The sequence below is a fragment of the Pseudanabaena sp. UWO311 genome (assembly GCF_006937785.1).
Lineage (GTDB): Bacteria > Cyanobacteriota > Cyanobacteriia > Pseudanabaenales > Pseudanabaenaceae > Pseudanabaena.
Genome location: NZ_SJEE01000001.1, coordinates 76,120 through 101,468, shown reverse-complemented (window position 1 = coordinate 101,468; position 25,349 = coordinate 76,120). Strand labels below are relative to the sequence as shown.

Genomic DNA, 25,349 nt, shown 5'->3' with positions numbered 1-25,349 from the left:
TTTTCACGATAAAAAAAGACGCACAAAGTGCGTCTTTTTTTATTGCTGTTCTAAATATCTTTTGCCCCAAAAATGCATCGCATCCAATACAGGTTGTAAGGTTTTGCCCAAAGGTGTTAGAGAATACTCTACTTTTGGTGGGACTTGCATATAAACTTCTCGATGTATTAGCCCATCGTGTTCCATTTCTCGCAATTGTTGAGTCAACATTTTTTGAGTGATGCCATGCAAACTGCGATGTAATTCTCCAAAGCGCCTCGTGCCATTAAACAGTTCGTGCAAGATTAAAACTTTCCATCTTCCGCCGATCGCTTCAAGGGTAGCTTCGACAGGACAACTAAGGCGATCGCTCTGGTAAGAAGCACTACAATCCACATCAGGCAAAGGATTAATGATAAAAGTATCAGAATATTTTTCCATAGTATCTTTTTAGTATGTACCTTACAAAAAAGTGCATACTTTACGAAAAGAGTGTAAAGCAATTATATTTAATTTTGTCAGTAACCAACGCATTTGGAAAAAATAATGAGCGAACCTAAGATTGTTGACAAGAAACCTGTTGTCTTGGAATTAGAACCCAAAACTTATTACTGGTGCACCTGTGGTGAATCTACTAATCAACCCTATTGTAATGGCGCACACAAAGGAACAGGTTTTACACCTCTTGCCTTTGAAGTGACTGAAACCAAGAAAGTTGCTCTCTGTCTATGCAAACACACTGGTAATGCGCCATTCTGTGACGGTGCGCATACAAAACTCTAATTTACAATTTGCAGCGCCTAATAGCGCTGCAAATTATCCAAAAAAAACAAACAATTACCAGAGGTAAAAATTATGTTGACTATTCGTAAATCAGAAGAAAGAGGTCATGCTAATCACGGCTGGCTTGATAGTTATCACACCTTCTCCTTTGCTAACTATTACGATCCTCAACATATGGCATTCCGTTCATTACGGGTAATTAATCAAGATCAGATTGCTGGTGGCAAAGGATTTGGAACGCATCCCCATCGCGATATGGAAATTATTACTTACATGCTGGATGGCGCTTTAGAGCATAAGGACAGCATGGGAAATGGCTCAGTTATTCGTGTTGGTGATGTGCAGAGAATGAGTGCTGGGACTGGCATTACCCATAGTGAGTTTAATCATTCAGCGACGGAATCCGCCCATTTATTACAAATATGGATTTTGCCGAATCAAGAGAGCGTAAAGCCAAGTTATGAACAAATCTCTTTCTCACGGGAGGAAAAGCTTAACCAATTGCGGTTGATCGCTTCACCCGATGGACGCGATCGCTCAGTCACTATTCATCAAGATGCTTATATTTATGCTTCTATTCTCGAAGATAGCGCTGAGGTAACACATACAATAAGTCAAAATCGCTATGCATGGATACAGGTCGCTAGAGGCAGTGTGTTAGTAGGCGATCGCTTACTCAATGCTGGAGATGCTATTTCTAGTGATCAGATTGGCGACTTGAAATTGACTGGCAAAGGGAATGCCGAAATTCTAATTTTTGATTTGGCTTAAATTTCCTAGTCCGAACCAATAAATTTTTTGAAAGTGCCGCCTTGCGACACTTTCAAAAAATTTAGCAAAAAAAACCAAGTAGTGGCACGCGCCACCACTCGTATTAAGACTTCATGCATGGCTGATAACAGCTAACAGCCTCATAATCACGTAGCCATGTAGATGATTGCTCTAATTCACTTTTGGTATAACGCGAAGTTTTGACAATCCAACCTGATAGGTATTGAGAATCTGATGGATGTATCTGCTCAATGATTTGCGATTCCACCCTTACTTGCCAAGGTTTTGGTGCATTACCCCAAAGACTAGACTTAACCTTGTCTTCCTTTTCTAATACTTGAAAGCGCAGTTGTAAAGGGATTTGACTATGGTTGCGAACGATTAAATCCTTATATCCATTCGCAACCGCTGCATCTTGTCCTAACTCATAAAATCTTGATTCTCCATAGGCATCGATACTATGGCAATGCCGTTCTAAAATCTCGCATCCTGCATAAAGCAAAGTATTAAAAATATTAGTAGCAATTAGACACAAACCTCCACCCACATCAGTTAGTACCTGACCACGGACAAATACTGGAGCTTCCCGAAACCCATTAGTTTTAGTCGGTTCACCTATGCGATCGCTAAAGCTAAAAATCTTTTGTGGAGCGATGTTAAGGCAGTTCAGCTTTTGAGCAGCAAGTTGCAAGTTCCAAATCCGATTAGCTCGAATTTCTGGTGTGCCACGATCAGGGATTGGAGTAATGAACTCAGTCCATTTGTGAAAGTAGCGATCGCTATGATCGGGATTTTGCTGATTAGCATAATGGAATGGATATCCTTTGGCTAAAGCTTTTGCATATTTAAGACTATTACGGATTGGTCTTTTGAAATCTTGCCAGATGTGATTCATAACTCTTTGGCTTTGAGTTTTTGTGTCCTGATTTAATTTTCACATAAAACCTATCAAAATCCAAAAATAGAAATATTACCCAAAGATTGTGGGTCGCCGCTTTACGCCACCTCACAATCTTTGGGCTTTACAATGCATAGTGATGCTTATTGGAAAATTGCCATGGAATCGATACAATACTTGCAATGAATAATTCGTACCAATCCACAAAAGTGCTATCACACTTTTGTGGATTAAAAACCAAACCCTTACAGGGTTGTAAAAGCACAAAATGGCTTCGCCATTTTGTGCTTTGGTATAAGTATTCTCAATAATCTAATATCTAGAGACAATAAATACCTGTGGGCGCAACTAATCAGATCGAAGATCAGCCGAACTTACCATCAGACCATAAAAAATTAGCCGAGAAACCCAAAATTGTACTTACGGGTGGCGGCACTGCTGGTCATGTTAGCCCCAATCTCGCCTTAACTGCAAGTCTTGAATCCGATGGCTGGGAGATTATATATATTGGCTCTAAACAAGGGATTGAGAAACAGCTGGTTGCCGAAGCTGGAATTCCCTATTACGGGATTTCTTCTGGGAAACTAAGACGTTACTTTTCTTGGCAGAATTTCATCGATCCTTTTAAAGTAATTAAAGGCATATTTGATGCTTATTTTGCGATCGCCAAAATCAAGCCCAAAGTTGTTTTTTCTAAGGGTGGCTTTGTCACCGTTCCCGTTATTTTTGCTAGTTGGCTGCAACGGATTCCTGTAATTATCCACGAGTCAGACTTTTCTTCAGGTTTAGCCAATCGCCTATCAATTCCCTTTGCCACCAAAGTCTGTGTCACATTTCCTGAGACTGTTAAACATCTGGCAAAGTATGCAGCAAAGGTAAAGCACACTGGCTTACCAATTCGGTCTGACATTCTTCAAGGAAATGTAGATAAGGGGAGAGCATTATGTGGATTTAATGCTGAGCTTCCAATTCTATTTGTGGTTGGTGGTAGTACGGGTTCCGCAAAGATCAATCAAGCTGTACGTTCAGTTTTAGATATCCTTACACAAAATCATCAAGTTATTCATGCTTGTGGTAAAGGCAATCTAGATAGTAATCTTAAAGAACATCCCCGCTATCAGCAATTTGAATATTTGGGAACTGAACTTGCGGATATTTTAGCGATCGCTGATTTAGTTGTGTCGCGGTCTGGAGCAAATGCTGTATTTGAATTTTTGACTTTACGAAAGCCAAATTTATTAATTCCTCTATCAAAATTATCCAGTCGCGGCGATCAGATCCTCAATGCTAAGTCGTTTCAATCTCGCGGCTATAGTGCAGTTCTGTTTGAAGAAGATTTAACTAGCGAAAGTTTATTGTCAGCGATCGCAGATCTTAATATGCGTCGTGACGAGTATATCGAGAATATGAACAAGAGCGAAGATGCGAATGCGATCGCACAAATTATCGCGTTGATTAAGAGTGTGGCGAAGCCACACTCTTAATCAACGCAATGGTGGTAGCTGACCTTTTTTCAGGATGTCAATCACCGCAGTATGTCGCTTGAGATCATTATGAACTTGATCATAAATTTGGCGATCGCTACCCTTGAGACCAATCACACCGTAGAGTCTTACATTGCCTACTCGACCTTTGAGCGCATGATCGCCAAAATCAACAACATCGATTTCATCCTTGACAATTTCGTAAAGTGCACCAGTAATGACAATATCTGTCTCAAGATCCTTAGTCATTCCTTCGACACGACTTGCCACGTTGACCGTATCTCCGATTACTGCATATTCAAGGCGGCGCGAGGAGCCAATGTTGCCAACTGTTACCTCTCCGTAATTAATGCCAATTCCATTTGAGAAAGGGATTTTGTTTTCAGCTTGCCAGACCTTACGCAGTTCCATTAAAGCCAATCGCATATTTAGAGCCGCATTAATCGCATTCATCGCATCGGCTTTCTCCCCCCGCGAGACAGGCGAGCCAAATTCCGCCATAATCGCATCACCAATAAATTTATCAATTGTGCCTTGGTATTCCAAAATCGCATCCACCATTCCGCCAAGATAAGTATTGAGCTGTTGGATTAGTAATTTCGCAGGAAGACGGCTAGAGAGGGTAGTAAAGCCACGAATATCCGAGAAGAGAACAGCCGCTTTAAGTGTGTGACCTTCTAATAAATCACGAAAACCTTCTGGCTGATTGATAATTTCCTCGACAATTGGCGCTGCGACATAACGCTCTAGAGTGCGTCGCAGCAAGAGTTTATCAATTTGAGCGGCAATAGATCCTGTAGTTAAAAGCGCTATTCCATTTAAGCTGATTGCGATCGCAGGAATTGCCACAGGCAAAATCGTACTGGTGTAAATAAAGCTGACATACCCAATCCCAAACCAAGCGATCGCAATGATAAAAGCCGTTAATATCTGGGTAGTTGGACGCTTGAATCGGCAGAGGATAACACCTGATATACCGACAAACAACAACGTAAAGATACCATCCTGCATTGGATTAGCAAATAGCCCAGCCATGCTTTTCCCTTGCATGAGCGTAGCGATCGCATTGGCATGAATTTCTACTCCTGCCATTCTCCCCATCGCTGAGTTTTGAATATCTTGTTTTGATGCAGCCGTTGCCCCGATTAGAACGATTTTATCTTTAAAAAATTTGCCACCTTGAAGTTGTTCACTATTCCAATTGTATGGATCGATCACATAATAAAAGGGAAGTTGTTGTCGAGCATTTGTCCATGTATCCGCACCACCAAAGAAATAAATTCCATCGCCCTTGGGTTTAGGATAATTAATTTTCGCTACATCCAGACTTGAAGCGGCAAAAGTTGGCACAATCGGTAACCCACTATCTGCTGGCGGCTGCACGCCCAAACGGTGAATTCCATCAGTAACTTCAGGACGAAAATTAATTAGTCCTAGCGTATTTGGCTTTAATTGAAAAACTCCTTCAGGCGAGGCAAGCTGCATAATATTCGCTTCACCAATTTGCGTAAATTCATAGCTAGCAGCGAATACTGCTCTCTCACCATATTTAGCGATCGCTGCTTGGAACTTACCATCATCAGCAGTTCCATGATCTCCAGGAGTCACAAATAAAATATCGAAGGAAACGACTTTAGCGCCAGCTTTAACCAGCTTTTCGAGTGCTTGGGCATAGACTACCCGCTTCCATGTGGTCGTGCGAAATGGTTCTAAAAAGGGACGAGTTTTAGGATCATAAAATTCGCCTTGACGTAAGGAGAGATCGTCGATCGCCAAAATCACAATATCTTTAGGTGGAGCAATCGGGCCACGCCAGTTAAAAAATGCTGATTGGGTCTGTCTTTCGAGTCTTTGGACTTCATTTAGCTCCAAGCCCGTCGCGATCGCACTCAAAGCTGCGATCGCGACAATCAACGCATAGCCAATAACTTTGGGACTAGATAAGACTTTAAAGCCCTTCGTAAAATTGAATAGTAGTGCGATAGTTTCTAGCCAAAGCTCTAGCATGGTCATCTCTCTCCCAAAAGGTTAATACTAATCATCGTAGACTAGATGATTTAGCGAAATACTTTGAATTTCTTTTTGATATTGGCTTTCATTACATTTTTTCGATGTGCTCGATCAAAATTTTATACCAATTTTCAAAAACGCTAAAGTATTTGCAGATCAGCGATCGCCTTTCAGCCAAAACGCCTACACTAAATTTCTTGTACAATTAATAGCGATCACGATCGGCAAAAAATATGAAACTTAAAAGAGTCTCTATCAAAGGTCTAAATAATAAAGTTGATTGTGATTTAGGATTTCACGATGATATAAATATTGTCACAGGCATCAATGGCTGTGGGAAAACAACTTTCTTAAAAATACTCTGGTATGCCATTTCAGGAAATATCGAGCATCTTATATCTGAAATAAGCTTTGAATCATTTAACTTAGAAACAAGCTGTTTTAACCTATCTCTAAGCAGTAAAGATACTGTTGTTGAGTGGAAATATAATGGCAATGAGATTCAAAAAAATGGTCTTATTCATTTAGATTCATATAGTTCAGCACTAGAAATTGCAACATTGCAATCACTGATAATAGAAAGTAATACATCATCTCTTTTCTTCCCAACTTTTAGAAGGATTGAGGGAGGATATTTAATGGCAAATGTTCAAACTAGTGGGCGAATTGCAAAACCATTGCAATCTCTTAGTCCTCCTTTTAGAAGTGCATTTCCTTTAACAGTTAGCATATTACAGAGTGAAAGGAATAGTGATAAGGTAAGTATAAAAAGCGAATTTGATAAATTGTCCAAAAGTTTAAGTATTGCAGCACATAAATTTATATGTTCTATCTCAACTTACGATCTTGGTTTGTTACTAGTTTCACGTTATGCTCATGCATCCGAAAAAACTAATGAGGAGTTTCTTAGATTTAGTACTTTAATGAGTAATCAAATCGAAGGTATTAAGTCTGATATTCAAAGTGATCAACAAGAAGCTCTGACTATTCTCACTAAACTTCAGCAAGCGAATAACGCTGTTAATAGTAAGCGTGATGAACTTCTTAAACCTTTTAAGATTCTATCTGAACTAGTGATCAAAGTTTTACGCTATAAAGGTATTAAGCTTGATGACTTTGTCATTGGAGAGTCAACCGATGCAATTGATTCCAGATTGTTGTCGGCTGGTGAACAACAAATGCTGAGTTTCCTTTGCTATAACGCATTTTATGAAGACTCAATAATATTTATTGATGAGCCTGAGTTAAGTCTTCATGCAGATTGGCAGCGTAGATTATTCCCCAATTTGATGAAGCAACAGTCCAGTAATCAGTTTATTGTAGCTACCCATTCTCCTTTCATTTACTCTAAGTATGCAGACAAAGAATTTGTTCTGTCTCAGGAGAAAGGTGAATGAGTAGGAGGATACATCTTAATGAGGAAGAACTGATACTTCACTTAAAAAAAACAACACTTCCAACTATCTTGGTTGAAGGAGATGATGATTCACTAGTATATAAAAGATATTTAGAAAGTAGAATTGCTATTGAAGATGTTAGTATTTTTCCTTGTGGAGCAAGACCTAAACTTCTTAAGATTTTTCATAGAAGAGAAGAATTTGAAAAATCTAAAGTTATCTTTGTTGCTGACAAAGATATGTGGTTTTTTGAAGGTGTTCCAGAAGAATATGAACACAAAATAGTGTTTACAGATGGTTATTCCTTAGAGAATGATCTTTATATCGAATCATTTTTTAATACACTACTTGATAATGATGAAGCAAAAAAATTTGACGACTTAATTAAGCAGTTATCTATTTGGTTCGCTTTTGAAGTTAATCGATATCAAGAGATTAAGGAAGTTTTATGTGATGTTCATATAAATCAAATTTGTCCAGACAATACTCTGTCTAATAGTTTTAAAGAAAGCATCAATTTTAGCGATCCATCTGAAGAGATAATTGAGAAAATTTACTGTCAATATACAAGAGCTTTGCGTGGCAAAAACTTATTTCAAGCTTTATTGAGATTTCTAAGCCATAAGAACCGAGAGTCTAAGTATAGTCAAAAAAATCTTCTTGAGATGGGGGCAAAATTTTCTAATCCCCGCATAGATTTACTAGTTAATACCATTGTTAAAAAGTTTCAAGAATATGGTTGAGTAATTAGTTCTAGATTAATCAGATATCTAAATTACAAAAACTTAAATCTCTTGGAACATAACATCTATCATATTTTTTCAACATGACCATTTTTGAAGTTTCCGTTCCTGCGACTACAGGCAACCTTGGCCCCGGATTTGATTGCCTTGGTGCTGCGCTATCACTTTATAACCGTTTTGAATTCTCCCTAGCCGATCACCTCACAATCACAGCGTCGGGTGAAGGTGCAGACAAGGTGGAACGGGACGAGACAAACCTTGTGTATCAGGGTATTGCTAAGCTTTATCAGCATATCGATCGCAAAATCCCCGCGATCGCATTTCATACCGATACAGCCATCCCACTATCGCGAGGCTTGGGCAGCTCGGCAACCGCGATTGTCGGCGGGATTTTTGGCGCGAACCTCTTGGCAGGTTCACCACTTGAGCGCATGGAGTTATTGGACTTAGCGATCGCGATGGAAGGACATCCTGACAATGTGGCTCCAGCGATGCTCGGCGGATGTCAACTGATGGCATCAAATCAAGCAGATGGCTGGGAATTTTGCGATTTACAATGGCATCAAGATATTGCGATCGCTGTCGCAATTCCTGACTTTGAGCTATCGACTGCCGAGGCACGCAAGGTTTTGCCGAAACAATTTTCGATGCATGATGCAGTTTTCAACGCTTCTCACTTGGCATTGTTAACCCATGGGATTCAGACAGGGAGAGCTAGTTGGCTTAAGGCAGGACTACAGGATCGCTTACATCAGCCCTATCGCCAAAGTTTGATCACAGGCATGGAGGATGTACAGACAGCAGCGATCGCAGCGGGAGCCTATGGCATGGTAATCAGTGGCGCTGGTCCAACACTACTTTCTTTAGCCCCAATGGGTACAATAGAATCAGTCGCCCAAGCAATGCAACAAGCATGGCAAGCAATTGGTGTAACGGCTATTACCAAATGTCTAGCGATCGCTAAAGATGGTACAACATTTAAAACTCGTTAGATTTTATGTGCAAACCCGAACCAATAGATTTTTCAAAAGTGTTGCTTCGCAACACTTTTGAAAAATCTATTGGTTCGCTTGATCAAAAATTGCTATATTTGACCGACACTGTAGGAAATATATGTCTAAATTTCAATTTTTACTAATCTCTGCACTGATTTCCTCAGTGGTGCTGCTATTTGTTGGCAGTCGTGACGGAAATCCTTTTGATTCCGTATTTCCGATCGCAGTGGTGATTGGGCTAGCGATCGTTGCTCAGAAATATTTGTCAGAAAAAGTTTGGAGTCGCTTTGCGCGTTGGGTGAATGAGACAACAGGGCGCAAAGTTTTTTACGTGCGATCGCCTCGTCAAAAAGTTGCCCCAGAACGCAAACTATTACCTCCTTCTAAGCTCAATCGTCTCAAATAAGCCAAGAACTCAAGTTCTTGGCTAAAAGCTCAAGTCTGCTGAAGCAGACTGAAGAATTATCTTAAATTAACCCGTTTCAACGGGTTTGAGCTTTTAGCCCGCACTTGAGTGCAGGGCTTCCGTGTTTGCAATAATTACATAACTTCCAAATCATGACCAGTTACGCGACCTTTCATCAACCTTTGCGAGTTGGCATTGTTGGCTCTGGCTTTGTTGCCAAGTTACGCACCGAAATCTTCAGTCAAGATCCACGAATTATCGTGACAGCGATCGCAGGAAATCTCGAAAAAGCACAAGCGATCGCCAATGAATTCGCGATCGCAAATGTGCATCAATATTGGTCAGAACTAGTCATGCGTCCCGATATTGACTTAGTTGTGGTTTGTAATGTTAATCGAGACCATGCGGCGGTTGTTGGGCAAGCTTTGCGATCGGGCAAGCATGTGATTGTAGAGTATCCCCTTTCATTTAGCCTTTCTGAAGCAGAGGAATTGGTAAAACTTGCTCAGCAACAGAACTTAATGCTGCATGTCGAACATATTGAACTTTTGGGCGGTGTGCATCAATTGGTGATGGAATATTTAGCTAAAATTGGCACTCCCTTCTATGCAAGATATTCCACTAAAAGTCCACAACGTCCTGTTCCTGATAAATGGACTTACAAACCAGATTTGTTTGGATTCCCCCTGACAGCAGCAGTCTCTCGCCTCAATCGGATTATCGTTCTCTTCGGAAAAGTGAAGTCTGTCTCTTGTCAGTTACGCTATAGTGGCGACAATTTGCCGCGTCATTTTACTTCCTGCGTTTGCAATGCTCAACTTCAGTTTGAGAATGGAGTTATTGCTGATATTGGCTACAGTAAAGGCGAAAACTTTTGGCAGCCAGAGCGGATTATGGAGTTACAGGGGAGTGACGGAGCGCTGATTTTTTCTGGAGATAAGGGAAAATTAATTACGGTGGATGGAACATTGGAACTTGACGCAGGGACGACAAGAGGTTTGTTTAAGAAAGACACCGAAAACGTTCTTTTGCATTTATTTACAGGTACGCCGCTTTATACCAGCCATGAGAGTATTTTGCATTCTCTTGCAGTTGCCAATGCTGCGGAAAAGTCAGCGATCGCTAATCAAATAATTACCCTGTAAAAAAGGGGCGCTAAGCGCCCCTTTTTTTGGTTTTAATTTTTAAGAATCTCAACGTTTTGCTGCGATCGCCTTGTAATTAAGCTTTACTCAAGATATAGCAAATTCATTAAATATCTAAAAGTATGTTTCAACAAGTTTTATTAGCTGTTGATGGTTCTGGGCGATCGCGCGAAATGATGAATATGCTGCTAGCCCTGCCTAGTATGCAAACTTTACAAATTAACGTACTGCATGTAATCCCCAATGCAACCAACTCAGAAGCAGTCACAGAGTATCGCATTGCGGGTGAAAAGATTCTCGAAAGAGAAGTCAAAAGTTTGCGTTTGACATCAGGTAATGCCACCGTAACGATGCTCAAAGAAGGCGAACCCAAAGACGTTGTTTGCAAAGTAGCTGAAGATCTGAAGCCCGATTTAATGATCATGGGATCTCGTGGCATGGGGAGATTGCAGGCAATTTTGGCAAACTCCGTTAGTCAGTATGTTTTCCAATTAGCCGACGCACCAATGTTGCTGATTAAAGACGATGTATACATCAAAACCATTCGTAGCGTCATGGTTTCCGTCGATGGCTCTGCTTCATCCAACAACTGCCTTGATCTTGCTATTAAAATTGTAAGTGGTGCAAAGGATGTAGAAATCTTCTTAGCAAGAGTAGTGAAGCGCAAGGAAGATGCCAATGTCAGCACTGACCCTGTATTAGTTGAAGCTAGCGCCAAACTCAAACGGATGAATATTCCATCGCGCTCTTTTATCAGTACTGGAGATATGGGTAAAGAAGTCTGCAAACTTGCCGATGAGTCGAATACTAGCCTCTTGATGATTGGTTCTCCCGATCGCCGTCCTTCGATCGCACGTAGTTTACCCGATCTTGATCGCTTGTTAGGCTCTTCAGTATCTGACTATGTGCGAGTCAACGCGACAGTGCCAGTGTTGCTAACTCGCACAATAGAGTAACGAACCACAACAGCTTATTTGAAAGTGTTGCAAAGCAACACTTTCAAATAAGCTGTACCAAAAACAGCAATTCTAATTATGAAATCGACTGTGGTTCCAGCACCAAAATTGTTTTTTTGAAAGCCCACCTATGGGGCTTTCAAAAAAACAATTTTTATAATCAGAACATATTGCATTAAAAAAGGAAATCGATCGCTATGCGGTCGATTTCCTTTTTTAATGCAATATGTTCAGTAAAATGCCTGATGCTACAAATTGATGATTTGGGTTACGGTTGAGCAAGTTTTTCAGGCTCTGATTGATATATGTCATTGTTCTCATTACGATCGCAGATCAATTATTCGCCCTCAAAATTTAGTGATAGATGAAATTGATGAGCGCAACAAACAATGCCAATCAGTCACAAGTTAATCTTGTTGCTGTATTCCAAGCAGCACATGACATTTCACGACAGTTAAATGTTGACAAGCTCGTTGAAATCGGTCTTTCTGCATTATTAAATCTATCAAAAGCTCAGTCTGGTGTTGTCGTTTTATCAGACAACAAAGAATTTATGATCGCTGCCATAACATCTGAGAGATCGCCAGATTTATTATTAGCTCAGCGAATAACATTAGCAGGTTTTGAGCCTTCTAATCTGCCAATGTTGATGGTGCAATATACCTTAGACAATCAAATAGAAGCAATCTGGAATCAAGATAATCCTGATCCGCATTTTGCCGATGACCCCTATTGGTTGGCTAATTCTCCTCAAGCAGGGTTGTGTATACCTCTATGCGAAGCAGAAGAATTATTAGGAGCAATTTATTTAGAGGATAACGTTAGCAACCAACTACTACAAGCTGAGTACCTACAAGTATTACGATCGCTATGCCAACAGGTAGCAATTTCACTTGTGCGATCGCGCGAATTATCAAGCATTACTCAGCGCAAAGAATTTGAAGAAGCATTACAGCGTAGTAACTCACTTTTAAAAGCTCAGCGTGAAACTTCATTTGATGGAGTTCTGGCAGTAGACGAGCAAGGTCGTATTGTTAGCTATAACAATCAATTTTGCGAATTATGGCAAATTCCTGACTCAGTTCTGCAATCTGTGGAGTATGGAGGATTACTAAGCCTTTTGCAACATCATCTTCAATTACCTGATGGATTAGTTGAGGCTCTGGAAAATGCCTATGATTCTCCTGAGAAGTATACTCAACGCGAAATTTATCTTGCCGATCGCCGCGTGATTGATTGCTATTCAGGACAGGTACATTCTCCTGAGGGCAAATTTTATGGGATGGTCTGGTATTTTCGCGATGTGACAGAACGCATTTGCATATTACAAGAACTCCGCGCCGAACAAGAGCGTTCTGAGCGTTTGCTGCTTAATATGCTACCCGAAAAGATTGCAAAAAAGCTTAAGCATAGTCGTGCTTCCATGGCAGATGGCTTTGAGGAAGTATCAGTTTTGTTTGCAGATATTGTTGGATTCACTGAGCTATCCAGTCACATGTCGCCTGTACAACTAGTCGGTCTACTCAATCGTATTTTTTCGATGTTTGATAATTTGTGTGATCAATACAAACTCGAAAAAATCAAAACTATTGGTGATGCCTATATGGTGGTGAGTGGATTGCCTGAACCTAGAGTTGATCATGCGGCTGCGATCGCTAGTATGGCTCTCGATATGCAAAAGGCTATCTCTCAAGTTAAGTCAAGGGAAGGTATCCAGATTTCGATGCGAATTGGCATTAATTCAGGACCTGTAATTGCTGGAGTGATTGGAACGAAGAAATTTATTTACGATCTATGGGGTGATACTGTCAACGTCGCCAGTCGGATGGAATCATTGGGAGCCGCAAAGGCTATTCAAGTCACTGAAGAGACTTACTCCCGTTTACGTGATCAATTTAATTTTGAGAAACGCGGCTTGATTCCAGTTAAAGGGAAGGGCGAAATGATGACCTATTGGTTAGTAGGAAAGATTAATTAAACATGAGTTCGACGAACTAAAAGCAAGCAGGAGGTAGAGCAGGCAAGCCTTTGATGAGAAGATATTTTGGGAATATTCCTAAATTAATTTGTGATCACAAGCGATCACAACTGAGCAAACCCCTAGGATCGAATTGTTGTTGGATTTTAACCATAACATCTCTAGCATTGCCACGATAGCCCCAGACATTTTCGAGATTACTAGAAGCATTTCCTAATGTTACATTCCCAAACTTTAGCAATTGTGGTGATTCAAGAATTGATAGAAATCCACCGCAAGATTCGGCAATGCTTCTCACTTTAGTGATCTGATTTGCGATCGCACCTAAATCCTGCAAATCCTCTAAACGTAAAACACCTAATCCACTTCCAGAATGTATTTGTAAATAATAGGATTGCTCTTCAAAAATTAGTTCACATTGTTTGAGGAAGGACGTGCTAGTCGATGGCAATACTGCCAACTTGCAAACCACATGTTCATCATTGTCGGGTTGCACCAAATTCCGCTGCTCACCCTGCCAAATCATAATCTCTAACAATTCCCAGAATTCTTCAGCCGCGCCCAGCATTTGCACTTCTAAATTTAATTCTTTCGCTAAGGTAGCAATGCGATCGCATTGCTCAATCACGCTAGCCTTGAGACTTGAGAATTGCAGAACTAAGCCAATACCTTGTCCTAATCCAAGATCGGTGATCGCAGTTGCTGACAGTAAATCACAGGCAGTGGGAGTAAGTACCGATGTACTAATTTTTTGCTGCGCTTTGGCAATCGCCTCAGCTGAGCCAGTAACCACAACAATTTGCGTGTATTCAGGCAATGGATAAAGTCGAAAAGTAATCTTAGAAGCAATTCCCAGAGTTCCATAAGAACCTGTTAATAATTTCATCAGGTCATAGCCAGCAACATTTTTGACTACACGCCCACCTGCTTTCACCACTTCCCCATCGGTTCGCACAAACTCAATACCCAAGCACATGTCCCGCACACTGTTGTAGCGATGTCGCAATGAACCAGCACTACCTGTGGCTAAAAGCCCACCTATCGTCGCGTTAGTTCTATAAGGGGGATCAATTGCTAAAAATTGTCCTGCTTTGGCTAAGCTAGTCTGCAAATCTTGATATTTCACTCCTGCTTCAACCGTAACTGTGAGATCGCCGACACAATGTTCAATTACCTGATTTAGCTTTGATGTGCTGATTACCACATCTGCTCGACTTACCAACCCACCCCAATCTAACTTAGTGGCATTACCACAAGGCAAAACTCGTAATCGATGTTCGTAAGCTAGCGCGATCGCAGCTGATAAGTCAGCAATCGTCTGTGGATAAAGTACACAGGTAGGTGACAGGCTGTCAGGAGTAAGGCTACTCACAATTCGCTGATGCAAATTTGGTGCTAAGCGATCGAATAAAACAATATTATCGACTCCAAGCCAGCCAGTAAATAATGCAATCAGTTGATTATCAGTAAGTCTCACAAAATTAATGTCCGTTCATACATGCTATTTGACGCAGTTCGTGCTGCCCCAATATATAAGCTATTAAAATAAGCGTTTACTACCATCAGGACGAATCGTACCCCAATTCGTCTTGGCTTGGGCTAATTGATCTTCAGAGATCTTAGCCCCTTTTAAATCTGCACCACAAAGATTTGTACCATTTAAGTTTGCTTGACTTAAATACGCTCCCTTCAAATTAGCTCCACTTAAATTAGCTCCAGATAAATCAGCCTTACTCATATAAGCTGATTGGAGATTTGCCTCGCGCAAATCAGCCAAAATCATTGATGCACTCCCCAAATCACATTTGATCAGGATGGCTCGTTGCATTTTTGCTTCCCGCAAATTAGCACTATTCAACTTAGCCTGAGATAAATTAGCCCCTTGAAAACTAGCACCAGTTAAGTCACTATGACAAAAGTCTGCCTCAACTAACTTAGATCGGCTCATCACAATGCCTGTAAGGGTTGCACTACCAAAAGCAGCCTTAGTGTAATCTTGGTTAGCAAAGTTACGTTTGCCTTGGTTGTATTCCACAATCACTCTACGCCCACCTTTAAGCTCGCCAGTACCGATCCGACTACCTGTTCTTGTATTTCCGGATGTCAACATGCCACTATTATCAAGACCATTGCCATGTTTCTGTGATTGAATGCGTGAGTTGGGTATCTGAGTGGCAGGTCTCACGGTTACAGAAGAAGGTGCACTTGGAGGGGCATAATTTGCTGCTGGAGTTGTAGCTTTGGGTGGTTCTTCAGGAATTCCGCCCGACTCTAGAGCACGCAAAGCTTCTTCCGCTGAGCGAAATCTTTGGGCAACTGATTGCTGGAGGAGCTTCTCAAAAACTACTCTGAGGCGATCGCTAAGCTTAACCTGCGATTTCCAATTAATTTCACCTGTATAGGGATCGTGGGGTAAATCTTTAGGAGATCGCCCTGTCATGAGATATAGACAACTCATCGCTGTAGCATACAGATCGCTTGAGTAAACAGGGCGCATTGCCATCTGTTCTGGCGGCGCAAATCCTGGTGTACCGATCGCAAAGTTAGTTAACAGACCGCTGGGATCATCATCCGCTGTGGGTTTATTAACTTGGCTAGAAACTGCGCCAAAATCAATTAAGACTAACTGTCCATCTTGCTTCCGACGCATGATGTTAGCAGGCTTAATATCACGGTGAATCACACCGTTTTCATGCATAAACCCTAGTGCTGGAAATATTTCTGCAAGTATTTTCCGAATTTCAATTTCATTGAATGCGCCCCGACGCTCAAATTCTTGTTTTAAAGTTTCCCCATCGACAAATTCTTGAACCAGATAAAAACTACCATCTTCTTCAAAATAATCTAGTAAGCGAGGAATCTGAGGATGACTCCCGATTTTGCCAAGAGTAAAAGCTTCCCTCTCAAATAATTCTCGCGCCATTTTCAGCACACTGGCGGATTGAGTGTTTGGGCGCAATTGCTTAACTACACAGGATGGGAATCCAGGAAGACCCTCATCAGCAGCCAAAAATGTTGCACCAAACCCACCCTTGCCAAGTGGACGACTAGCTCGGTAACGATTTCGCAGCTTTAAATTAGAACCACAAGCCGCACAATTCATGGCAAATGGTTCATTATTCGGATTAGCACAGTTCGGATTAACGCAATAACTCACGGTTGATCGAAAGCCCAAGTGATGGTTGATCAAATCAAGTTGCAGGGATAATAACAGTTTAATATGTCACTGCCCTACTCAGACTCATAGCTTATATCAATTTCAAAAAATCTGGGGATTTTTGAAACTTATGGGAGTTGCGGAGAGAGGTCACAACTATTTAAAGTTATTTACACAACTTTAAATAGTTGTGAATCTAGATAAAATCAAAATTATATTTGTGATTAACTTTAGCAAATAAATCTAAAAATCATCAGTATTTGCTCCGTCGTTATTGGCATATGGGGAAGGACGGCTTGATGGTCTTCGTCTGCGTCCAGATGCAGAAGCATTGTCTTTGTTAGATTCCCCAGTACCAAAGTTGTCAGATTCGTTATTACGATTTCTGGGGCGTTCTCCGCTTATATTATCATCGCTAGGTCGTGGGCGACGCTTGGGGCTCACAGGACGAATATCACTTTCATCAATATCAATCACTGAATCATTGCCATTGGAATCACCACTACTGCGCTTTGGACGGCGTGAACGGCGTGTATCAGTGGTATCTCCGCGAAGTTCGCTTGCTTCGGCACTGTTAGAAATAGAACCACGCATCCGACGCGAAGGATCGCGATCGCGGCGCGGCGCAATTTCACGAGTGGGATCAATCTCAACTCGATAATCAGAACCGATGGGTTCTTCATCATCAACCAGAGGGTTGAAGGAAGGTGCTCTTCGGGCTTGATTGGCTAAGGCTTGACGTAAGACCAAGGACTCTACAGCAAACCAACCTGCGAAGCCTACTACCAAAACTTGGGCTAGCTGAGTAGTAATTTCCATCCGAAAATTAAAAGCTAGCAAGATGATGCCATAGACCAAGGCGATCGCCGAGAAAAAAATGTCATGGTCACGGGCTAGTTCAGGGCGAAAGTTCCGCACAAAATATAAACCCACGCCTCCTAAAGCGGCAACAATTGCCAAAAGAATCATTAGCGGGTTGCCACCGATGTTGATCATGGCTCTATATTTCTCCTAAAGTACCTGCATTTTTTGACCCAAACACTGTATGTATAACTAGTACAATGCTTTCAGTCTATCTACGTCATTCAGTATAACAACAGAGAGCTTTGCCATGGCGCAAATTTCTCTAAATCAAAACCCAAAAGACAAGAGGCAGCGCTTTGCGCCGCCTCTTGTCTTTTGGGTTTTGATTAACCTCGGCGGATGATGCGATCCTTTCGGCTAACGAGCAACACTGCTGCGAAGATCAGCCCAAGTACTACGCCACCTGCGACAAGGCTACCTAGAAAATTAGTTAATGATTGTGTCATATAGATATGTAGGTAAAGTTTTGATATACAAATTAAATTCTTAACATAATTTTAGCTTAAAAAGCTATGGAGTCAGCTCTTCGCATTAAAACCAATTTTTATGTTTGCGGTGCTTTAAGCACCGCAAACATAAAAATTGGTTTTAATGTTTGTGAATTTTGTTTTGGTTGCGAACAATCCAGTAACTGATAGACAGAGAAAGCACTGCGATCGCGAGCCCTGTAAGGTCACCATCAGCTTTGCTATCAAAGATAATGACTTTACGCGCAACCGCAGTTAAGGCGGTAATGATCACTAGCTCTAGCTGGATTGTGTGATGGCGCAAATAAGCCGTCACGTTTTCCATGAGTTCAAGGGCAATCAATACATTCAGAAACATCCCAAATATTTTGAGTAAAGGGATGCTAAAAGCTCCTCTTGGGTCAGTAAAAAAAAGATCAAAGGTTAGTATCCGCAACAAGTCAAATAGTGCGCCAAAAATGACAAATACTAGCGCGATCGCCATTATTTTAGAAACAACGTTTTCGACTGTTCTAATTGCTTTTAAAAAACTCTCATCTTTACAGGCAAGAGTCAAAAAGCGAAATAAATTTGTAACTTGTTGCCTTAATCTCATTCCAGACCCACACCTTTTGATTTTTTATTCGACAGAACCAGAATGATATAGATGGAGATGGCAAAACAGCTCTCATGCAAAATAAATTACACCGACCCGTTTGGTATTAGACAGGTAGGCGGCGCGAAGCGCCGCCTACCTGTCTAATACCCGTAAGGTTGCTCAACCTTACGGGTTGGAGTTTGAAATTAATTATGCTCATCTACATAAATTTACTGGTAATCGCACTAAAAAAGATTATATAGATTAAATGCATAGACTAAAAATGTATATTAGTGATAAAATCATAGAACATAATCTATGGTTTTATCACTAATATGAGTTACCGCCTATCTGATGCTCAATTAGCTACTCATATTACCTTGCATCAGTTGCAGGTCTTTGAGGTAGCGGCTCGACACGGCAGCTATACCCGTGCTGCTGAAGAGCTATTTTTAACACAACCAACTGTTTCGATGCAGATTAAGCATTTAACAAAGGCAATTGGGATGCCATTGTTTGAGCAGGTTGGCAAAAAACTTTTTTTAACTCAGGCTGGACGAGAGTTATTTACAACTTGTCAAGAGATCTTTGGGCGCATATCTCAATTTGAGATGAGTGTTGCCGATATGAAAGGTCTAAAACAGGGATATTTAAAGATCACGGTCGTAACAACAGCAAAATATGTAATCCCGCGTTTACTAGGACCATTTTGTCAGCGTTATCCAGGGGTAGAAATATCTTTGAAGGTAACTAACCATAGCGGTGTTTTAGAGAGGCTTGCTGAGAATAAGGATGATTTATATATTCTTAGCCAAGTTCCTGATGAGCCTGATGTAAAGTCTCATCAGTTTTTGTCAAACCCATTAGTGGTTCTAGCAAGTCACGATCATCATTTGGCTAACGAGAAAAATATTCCCATTCAAAAGTTAGCGGATGAGCCATTTATCACCAGAGAGTCTGGCTCTGGTACAAGGGGATATGTAAAAAGGCTATTTGATGAACACAAAGTTACTCCGAAAATAAAAATGGAGCTTGCAAGTAATGAGGCGATTAAACAGGCGATCGCAGGTGGTTTAGGAATCTCAGTTTTGTCGCGACACACGATTGCTTTGGAGGGGGCTTCGGGCCAGATTGCAGTTTTGGATGTGGAGCATTTCCCGATTCCTTGTAACTGGTACGTTATTCATCTGGCTGGTAAGCAGTTATCCGTGGTAGCTCAGGCTTTTCTGGAATATTTGCAAACTGAAGGAAAGCAGATCGCTGAAGATACTACGTGGTAAAAAAAGAGTGAATGCTATGCATTCACTCTTTTTTGTTAAAGGCGGCACCCAGATTCGAACTGGGGGTGAGGGTTTTGCAGACCCCTGCCTTACCACTTGGCCATGCCGCCGAACGGAGAATGATTATAACAAACTAAGGTAATTTGTTGCAAATTTTAAATCGGAAACCAGCAATTCTCATTATGAAACCGATTTTGGATTTTCCAGCGCCTGCGGCGCTGGAAAATCCAAAATCGGTTTTTTGAAAGCACGCCCATGGCGTGCTTTCAAAAAACCGATTTTCATAATGAGAATTGCTAATCAAAAATATTGCCATTAGTGGACTTTGCTTAAAACAAATTCTCAAAATGAGAATTGCTGATCATAATAGTTGCTTAGTAACGATTCTGATTTAAAGGGATGTATTTGTTTCAATATTCTCTTGCCAAAGTTCGATATCTAGATCGTTGAGATAGGTGATCGCTGTTTGAATTTGAGCAGCATTACCTTTGAGGCTGAGATGAAACCAGCCACTACCAGCATTTACACCTAAAGTTGCGGAAACGATATTCACAGTTACACCACAATGGGAAGTTAACTGTGAAATTACAGGTTCCTCATGCAAGTTTTCGGGAATACGAAGGCGAATATCTTTAATTACAGGGCGAGTATCAACAGTCATCACAGAAACTCCTTTCTAGAACTAATTTTTTTACGCTTAGTGGATTACAAAACCCAGAAATTAGAGAATCCCTTAAGGGTTGTCTCAGATTTTATGGATTTTGCCATCTTCATTTATTTTTGAACCTTACTGGTTCTGCGTTCTAAGATTTCTTTGAGAATTAGTGTAACTACCGCCAGCAATGCAAGCAGCACAGCAGCGGAATAAGCCACTTCTGTTTCATATTGTTTATAAGATTCTTCAACAAAGAGCGGTAAACTCTGAGTCTTACTGGCAATATTACCTGAGACTACGGATACAGCTCCAAATTCACCCATGGCTCTAGCATTGGTTAGAACTAATCCATAGAGTAATCCCCAACGAATATTGGGAACAACAACTCGCCAAAATATTTGCCAATCATTTGCGCCAAGTGTACGCGCAGCCTCTTCTTGATCAGTTCCCATTTCGTCAAGGACAGGAATTACTTCACGAGCAATAAAGGGCATACTCACAAAAATGGTGGCGAGTAACATTCCGGGAAAGGCAAATACGATCTTGATGTCATTGGATTCAAGCCATGAGCCAAACCAGCCTAGGCGACCATATAGCAAGACAATCATTAAACCCGCAACTACGGGCGAAATCGAGAATGGCAAATCGATAATACTTAGTAATAATGCTTTCCCAGGGAATTTGTTGCGGGCGATCGCCCAAGCAGCACTTAAACCAAAAATCGTATTTAGAGGTAATGCAATTACCGCTAAGCTGACGGTGAGCTTGACAGCATTTTGAAAATCGGGTCGTTTTACAGCATCTAGTATGGGACCGAAGCCTTTACTAAAAGCCGTAACAAAAACATTCGCCGCAGGGATGAGCAATACCAGTCCCAGATAAATAAAGGCGATCGCAATTAAGATTGTCGGAACCCAACTTTTTTTTTGAGTGATTTTGATTGGTTCTGGCAAATTTTGAGGGCGAACACCCTCAAAATTTTGGGGAGAATTCTCCAGATTAGCCATATCGTTTACTCCATGCTTGTAATAAATTAATTGTGAGTAAACTGACAAAGGAGATGCCTAGCATTACTACCCCAATTACGGTTGCGCCAACATAGTCGTATTGTTCTAAGCGTTGAAAGATCAAAACTGGGGTGATCAGATCCCTAAATGGGGTATTAGAGGCAATAATTACGGTTGAACCATATTCACCTACTGCGCGAGAGAAACCTAGCGCGACACCTGTAAGAATTGCAGGTGTTAGAGGAGGAAGGATCACCTGCACAAATGTTTGCAATTTAGAAGCTCCTAATGACCATGCTGCTTCTTCAATTTCCTTTTCTAATTCTGTGAGAACGGGTTGGACAGTTCGCACGATGAAAGGTAGTGAAATAAACATCATGGCGAGCCAAACTCCCAGACGAGTGAAGGCAATTTTGAAGCCTGATGGCACAAATAATGAACCAATCCAGCCTTTTTCGCTGTAGACAGTCGCCAAGGTAAGCCCTGCAACTGCGGTCGGTAAGGCGAAAGGTAAATCGACTACAGCTTCCAGAAACCGTTTGCCAAAGAACTCGTAACGAACTAGAACCCAAGCTATTAAAGTGCCAAATACACCATTTACGGCGGCAGCAGCAAATGCTGTTACAAAAGTAATTTCATAGCTAGATAGGGCGAGTGGGCTAGTAGCAGTCTTCCAGAAGCTCTCAAATGGCTCACTGGCGGCTTTTGTCAGCATTGCAGCAATCGGTAAAATCAGCAAGAAAGCCAGATAAGTAAAAGTAATTACCCATGTCCAAGGTATTTTGCCAAGGAACTTCAGAACGGGATTAGCTTTTTGCTTTCGTTCAGGTAGAGAAGAAGGTGTCGTGACCATGTTGTCTTTAATTTCAAAAAGCTTGGGGTATATCAAACAAGGGGCTAAAGCCCCTTGTAAATGTTTAAACTAGCTAGCTTCTAGTAATTTCTAGCGCTTGATTTTGGCTTGAATTTGGTCAAAAGCTGCACCATCAGCAAAGAATTTTTTGTTGATCGCATCCCAACCACCAAGATCTTTAACGGTTGAAAGATCTTTTACTTTAGGATAAAGATCGACAAATTGTTTTTCTTTAGCCACAGTCTCATCTACAGGACGGAAACCAACCTTGGCAAATTCAGTTTGGGCTTCGGGAGAATATAGGAATTTCACAAACGCTTCTGCGACTTCTTTGGTTCCATGTTTTGCGACATTTTTATCGACTACAGCGATCGGATTATCAATGGAGAAATTGACATCAGGAATGACGTAGTTAACCTTCTGTCCCTTTTGAGAAGCAAGAATAATCTCGTTTTCATAGTTGATCAATGCATCGCCTTGACCTTGCTTAAAGAAAGCATCGGTTGCTTCTCTAGCGTCTTTGGTCAAAATTGGCACATTTGTATATACTTTTGTCAATGCTTCTAGCGCTTTTTCATCGCTACCGCCTTTTTTGACTGCGGCATTCCACAAAGCGAGGAAGTTCCAACGAGCCACACCCGAAGTTTTAGGATCGGCGGTAATTAAGCTAATGCCATCCTTTTCTAAATCCGACCAGTCCTTAATACCTTTAGGGTTTCCTTCGCGGGTCACTAGAACTGGAATAGATTTAGAGACAATTCCATCATTAGGATATTCTTGCTCCCATCCTTTATCGATCAAACCTGCTTTTTCAATTTTGCTGGTATCCGCAGCAAGGGCGAGGTGGACGACATCTGCTTCTAAACCATCGATAACTGCACGGGTTTGAGAACCCGACCCACCATAACTTTGTTTAAAAGTAACTTTTTGATTTTGCTCTTTTTGCCACTTTTCGACAAACTTCGGAATGATTGCTTCATGCGCCTGCTTAGTTACAGCAAAGGAAACAAGAGTTAATTCAACATCCTTTTTAGGCTCACCTGCTGGTTTTGTTTGAGCAACTGGAATACCACCAGTTGTTGGGCTAGTTGCTGCTGTGGGTTTGGTGTCGGTAGTTGCTGTGCAAGCAGCCATAGTGACACTGATCAATGCACCAGCTAGAAAGAAAGAGACAAATTTACGTCCCCATTTATGACTGAATATACTGCTAAATAGGCTGGCGATCGTCTTGAACGCAGATTTGGAAGTGCTTAAAGGATGTTGTCTTGAACTCATGAGCTTATATCTCCAAAAATTAATCTACGACATCTTGGGAGGATTACCGTATTTAAATACCATACAATACTTTTTCGTATCATACAAATAAAATCTACGGTTTATCTGTTGGGTATTAGTAGATTAACTTTAGTTCAACAAATGGGGTTGCCGAGCAAAGCTCTGCTTGTCCCATGTTTTTAAAACCCTTTCAGGGTTTAGTTTTTAATTCACAAAAGTGTCGGCACACTTTTGTGAATTGGTATTAATGTTTAGTAGAAGCTGTAGCCTTAGCGGCAAAATCAGGATTCAGAAAGAGTGCTGTACTGAGATATCTCTCACCAAAACTTGGCAAGATGACCACAATTAGGCGATCACGATTTTCTTCCCGCATACCAACTTCAATAGCTGCTGCTAATGCTGCACCCGAAGAAATTCCCGATAGCAAACCTTCTTCACGGGCAAGTCGGCGACCATATGCGCTCACTTGTTCATCGGAAATCCCAATCACTAGCGCGACGCTCTAGACTCATCGTTTCGGGCATTGTCAAAATTAAGCGATATCCTTATGTCACCATGATAAAAATGCTGCTTCGACACCCTGTTCACGCTTAACTTTGGCATCGCGTTCCACCCAAGAAATTATTTGCGATACGGTCAAATCTTCGATGTGAGCGCTGTGATCTTTCGCGATCGCAACTAATGCCGTCATAGCAGAAATCACCATGCGCGTGAGAAATTTTTCATGACTAGAAAGATTCGCAGGTGTAACTTCATCCTGACGATTATCTTCAAAGTCTAAATCAGGATGCGGTGAAGTCCATTTCAAAAATGCAGCATCTTCACCTTGCTCTTTACGAATCTGCGAATCATGCTCAATCCATTGCACGATTTGGCTAGCTCCGATCTCTTCAGCATGAATATTCAATTCTTGAGCAATTTTGGTGATGATCCGCATTGATGAAATCGTGATGCGAGTCATAAATTTTTCCATCGTGGAAAGCATAGCCCCATCGATCGCATGGGCTTCGGCAAGCGTTAAAAACTGAATTGGGTCTTGGGGAATTGTCATAAAATTATAATTCTAGTAGCAAAGGCAAGCTTTACCTCCATTTTTAGAAGCCGATAATTCGTAAAAATTCTTTACCAGTAACTACCCAAAGAATCTGAAATTGAATCAAAGAAGCAATTTTTGGATGGCGGGGCAAAGCCGCGCCATCCAAAAATTGCTTCTTTATTTTACGACCAAGCCCTAAGCAATAGAAATCAAGGTAATCCCAATCATTGCCAAGACGAGCAAGGTAATCCCAATCATTGCCAATCGTCCTTTCGGCATTTTGCCAGTCTGCTTATTGACTTGATTGTCAGAGTTTTTCTCGGCTTTGTCATCAAAATACATCTTGGGTTCGATTGCCCAATTATTCAAGATGCCGCGCTCATCTTTTGTAAAAGCAGTCCGCACTTTAGGTTCTTCGGTCATTAGATTTCATCCTTAATTATTATATTTTTTTGTTATATCGGTAGCAGGCAATAAGCGACAGCTCTTCGCGCAGCTATTCATCTATCATCGCTTAGCAATGCTACATGAATCTTAATGTTTGTTTGATCTTATCGTCTAATGTCGAAATTCCACAAACATCGAATAAGAGATCCCGAGATCGCTAGTAATACCAATTCACAAAAGTGTGGC

At 41.1% G+C, this 25,349-nt stretch carries 25 protein-coding genes, 1 tRNA gene and 1 pseudogene; 11 read left to right on the top strand and 16 right to left on the bottom strand.

Translation table 11 applies throughout. From position 1 onward, the window contains the following. Positions 1–39: 39 nt before the first annotated feature. The gene (locus PseudUWO311_RS00490) at positions 40–420 is read right to left on the bottom strand and encodes a winged helix-turn-helix transcriptional regulator (protein WP_142653139.1); all 381 of its coding nucleotides are present in this window, start codon (positions 418–420) and stop codon (positions 40–42) included. A 105-nt stretch (positions 421–525) separates the two neighbouring features. Between PseudUWO311_RS00490 and PseudUWO311_RS00485 the strand changes: the two genes are divergently transcribed. Both PseudUWO311_RS00485 and PseudUWO311_RS00480 read left to right on the top strand, forming a co-directional pair. Then, a complete protein-coding gene (locus tag PseudUWO311_RS00485; RefSeq protein ID WP_094530166.1) occupies positions 526–762 on the top strand; it encodes a CDGSH iron-sulfur domain-containing protein in 237 nt (78 codons plus the stop codon). Positions 763–834: 72 nt separating this feature from the next. Further along, positions 835–1,533: a pirin family protein gene (locus PseudUWO311_RS00480; RefSeq protein ID WP_142653138.1), complete on the top strand. Its 699-nt coding sequence runs from the start codon at positions 835–837 to the stop codon at positions 1,531–1,533. A gap of 103 nt (positions 1,534–1,636) precedes the next feature. On the opposite strand, the gene PseudUWO311_RS00475 is transcribed toward PseudUWO311_RS00480, so the two are convergent. Continuing rightward, positions 1,637–2,428 (bottom strand): VanW family protein, encoded by a 792-nt coding sequence (locus PseudUWO311_RS00475; RefSeq protein ID WP_142653137.1) that lies wholly within the window; start codon positions 2,426–2,428, stop codon positions 1,637–1,639. Between the two features lie 359 nt (positions 2,429–2,787). Between PseudUWO311_RS00475 and PseudUWO311_RS00470 the strand changes: the two genes are divergently transcribed. Then, positions 2,788–3,915, top strand: a complete 1,128-nt coding sequence (locus tag PseudUWO311_RS00470) for an undecaprenyldiphospho-muramoylpentapeptide beta-N-acetylglucosaminyltransferase (protein WP_411729368.1) — start codon at positions 2,788–2,790, stop codon at positions 3,913–3,915. Here PseudUWO311_RS00470 and PseudUWO311_RS00465 read toward each other — a convergent pair whose 3' ends face one another. Then, positions 3,916–5,928, bottom strand: coding sequence for a CHASE2 domain-containing protein (locus PseudUWO311_RS00465; RefSeq protein WP_223807387.1), 2,013 nt, complete (start codon positions 5,926–5,928; stop codon positions 3,916–3,918). 230 nt (positions 5,929–6,158) lie between these two features. Between PseudUWO311_RS00465 and PseudUWO311_RS00460 the strand changes: the two genes are divergently transcribed. The 7 genes from PseudUWO311_RS00460 to PseudUWO311_RS00430 all read left to right on the top strand — a co-directional run bounded on the left by PseudUWO311_RS00460 (position 6,159) and on the right by PseudUWO311_RS00430 (position 13,545). Beyond that, positions 6,159–7,322, top strand: a complete 1,164-nt coding sequence (locus tag PseudUWO311_RS00460; protein WP_142653135.1) for an AAA family ATPase — start codon at positions 6,159–6,161, stop codon at positions 7,320–7,322. Continuing rightward, a complete protein-coding gene (locus PseudUWO311_RS00455) occupies positions 7,319–8,065 on the top strand; it encodes a DUF4435 domain-containing protein (protein WP_142653134.1) in 747 nt (248 codons plus the stop codon). The genes PseudUWO311_RS00460 and PseudUWO311_RS00455 overlap by 4 nt, the downstream gene beginning before the upstream one ends. Before the next feature lie 83 nt (positions 8,066–8,148). Then, positions 8,149–9,057, top strand: a complete 909-nt coding sequence (gene thrB / locus PseudUWO311_RS00450) for a homoserine kinase (protein ID WP_142653133.1) — start codon at positions 8,149–8,151, stop codon at positions 9,055–9,057. A gap of 121 nt (positions 9,058–9,178) precedes the next feature. Next, complete coding sequence (locus PseudUWO311_RS00445) at positions 9,179–9,466, top strand: hypothetical protein (protein ID WP_142653132.1); 288 nt, start codon at positions 9,179–9,181, stop codon at positions 9,464–9,466. Positions 9,467–9,618: 152 nt separating this feature from the next. Next, positions 9,619–10,611 carry a Gfo/Idh/MocA family protein gene (locus PseudUWO311_RS00440; RefSeq protein WP_142653131.1) on the top strand — a complete coding sequence of 331 codons (993 nt, stop codon included), beginning with the start codon at positions 9,619–9,621 and terminating at the stop codon, positions 10,609–10,611. A 122-nt stretch (positions 10,612–10,733) separates the two neighbouring features. After that, positions 10,734–11,567, top strand: a complete 834-nt coding sequence (locus tag PseudUWO311_RS00435) for a universal stress protein (protein WP_142653130.1) — start codon at positions 10,734–10,736, stop codon at positions 11,565–11,567. Between the two features lie 373 nt (positions 11,568–11,940). After that, a complete protein-coding gene (locus PseudUWO311_RS00430) occupies positions 11,941–13,545 on the top strand; it encodes an adenylate/guanylate cyclase domain-containing protein (protein ID WP_190303345.1) in 1,605 nt (534 codons plus the stop codon). A 94-nt stretch (positions 13,546–13,639) separates the two neighbouring features. On the opposite strand, the gene PseudUWO311_RS00425 is transcribed toward PseudUWO311_RS00430, so the two are convergent. From PseudUWO311_RS00425 to PseudUWO311_RS00405, 5 genes are all read right to left on the bottom strand, one after another. After that, positions 13,640–15,022, bottom strand: coding sequence for an FAD-binding oxidoreductase (locus PseudUWO311_RS00425; protein WP_142653129.1), 1,383 nt, complete (start codon positions 15,020–15,022; stop codon positions 13,640–13,642). 63 nt (positions 15,023–15,085) lie between these two features. Then, a complete protein-coding gene (locus tag PseudUWO311_RS00420) occupies positions 15,086–16,702 on the bottom strand; it encodes a serine/threonine-protein kinase (RefSeq protein ID WP_142653128.1) in 1,617 nt (538 codons plus the stop codon). A 243-nt stretch (positions 16,703–16,945) separates the two neighbouring features. Next, a complete protein-coding gene (locus PseudUWO311_RS00415) occupies positions 16,946–17,698 on the bottom strand; it encodes a Ycf66 family protein (protein WP_142653127.1) in 753 nt (250 codons plus the stop codon). 194 nt (positions 17,699–17,892) lie between these two features. Beyond that, positions 17,893–18,012, bottom strand: a complete 120-nt coding sequence (locus PseudUWO311_RS00410; RefSeq protein ID WP_142653126.1) for a photosystem II reaction center X protein — start codon at positions 18,010–18,012, stop codon at positions 17,893–17,895. A 142-nt stretch (positions 18,013–18,154) separates the two neighbouring features. Continuing rightward, positions 18,155–18,628: a phosphate-starvation-inducible PsiE family protein gene (locus tag PseudUWO311_RS00405; protein ID WP_142653125.1), complete on the bottom strand. Its 474-nt coding sequence runs from the start codon at positions 18,626–18,628 to the stop codon at positions 18,155–18,157. A 317-nt stretch (positions 18,629–18,945) separates the two neighbouring features. Between PseudUWO311_RS00405 and PseudUWO311_RS00400 the strand changes: the two genes are divergently transcribed. Beyond that, a complete protein-coding gene (locus tag PseudUWO311_RS00400; RefSeq protein WP_103668235.1) occupies positions 18,946–19,890 on the top strand; it encodes a LysR family transcriptional regulator in 945 nt (314 codons plus the stop codon). Between the two features lie 39 nt (positions 19,891–19,929). Here PseudUWO311_RS00400 and PseudUWO311_RS00395 read toward each other — a convergent pair. From PseudUWO311_RS00395 to PseudUWO311_RS00360, 8 genes and pseudogenes are all read right to left on the bottom strand, one after another. Further along, positions 19,930–20,000: transfer RNA gene (locus PseudUWO311_RS00395), tRNA-Cys, on the bottom strand. 281 nt (positions 20,001–20,281) lie between these two features. After that, entirely contained in the window at positions 20,282–20,551 is a 270-nt protein-coding gene (locus tag PseudUWO311_RS00390) for an NIL domain-containing protein (RefSeq protein ID WP_142653124.1), read from the bottom strand. Between the two features lie 113 nt (positions 20,552–20,664). After that, positions 20,665–21,552, bottom strand: coding sequence for a sulfate ABC transporter permease subunit CysW (gene cysW / locus PseudUWO311_RS00385; RefSeq protein WP_142653123.1), 888 nt, complete (start codon positions 21,550–21,552; stop codon positions 20,665–20,667). Beyond that, a complete protein-coding gene (gene cysT, locus PseudUWO311_RS00380; RefSeq protein ID WP_142653122.1) occupies positions 21,545–22,405 on the bottom strand; it encodes a sulfate ABC transporter permease subunit CysT in 861 nt (286 codons plus the stop codon). The genes cysW and cysT overlap by 8 nt, the downstream gene beginning before the upstream one ends. A gap of 90 nt (positions 22,406–22,495) precedes the next feature. Further along, entirely contained in the window at positions 22,496–23,680 is a 1,185-nt protein-coding gene (locus PseudUWO311_RS00375) for a sulfate ABC transporter substrate-binding protein (protein WP_142653121.1), read from the bottom strand. 244 nt (positions 23,681–23,924) lie between these two features. Then, positions 23,925–24,170 (bottom strand): annotated as a pseudogene (locus tag PseudUWO311_RS00370) (cysteine synthase A); the annotation flags it as partial. A gap of 60 nt (positions 24,171–24,230) precedes the next feature. After that, positions 24,231–24,731: a hypothetical protein gene (locus PseudUWO311_RS24540; RefSeq protein ID WP_142653120.1), complete on the bottom strand. Its 501-nt coding sequence runs from the start codon at positions 24,729–24,731 to the stop codon at positions 24,231–24,233. A 180-nt stretch (positions 24,732–24,911) separates the two neighbouring features. After that, positions 24,912–25,139, bottom strand: coding sequence for a chlorophyll A-B-binding protein (locus PseudUWO311_RS00360; RefSeq protein WP_142653119.1), 228 nt, complete (start codon positions 25,137–25,139; stop codon positions 24,912–24,914). Positions 25,140–25,349: the final 210 nt, after the last annotated feature.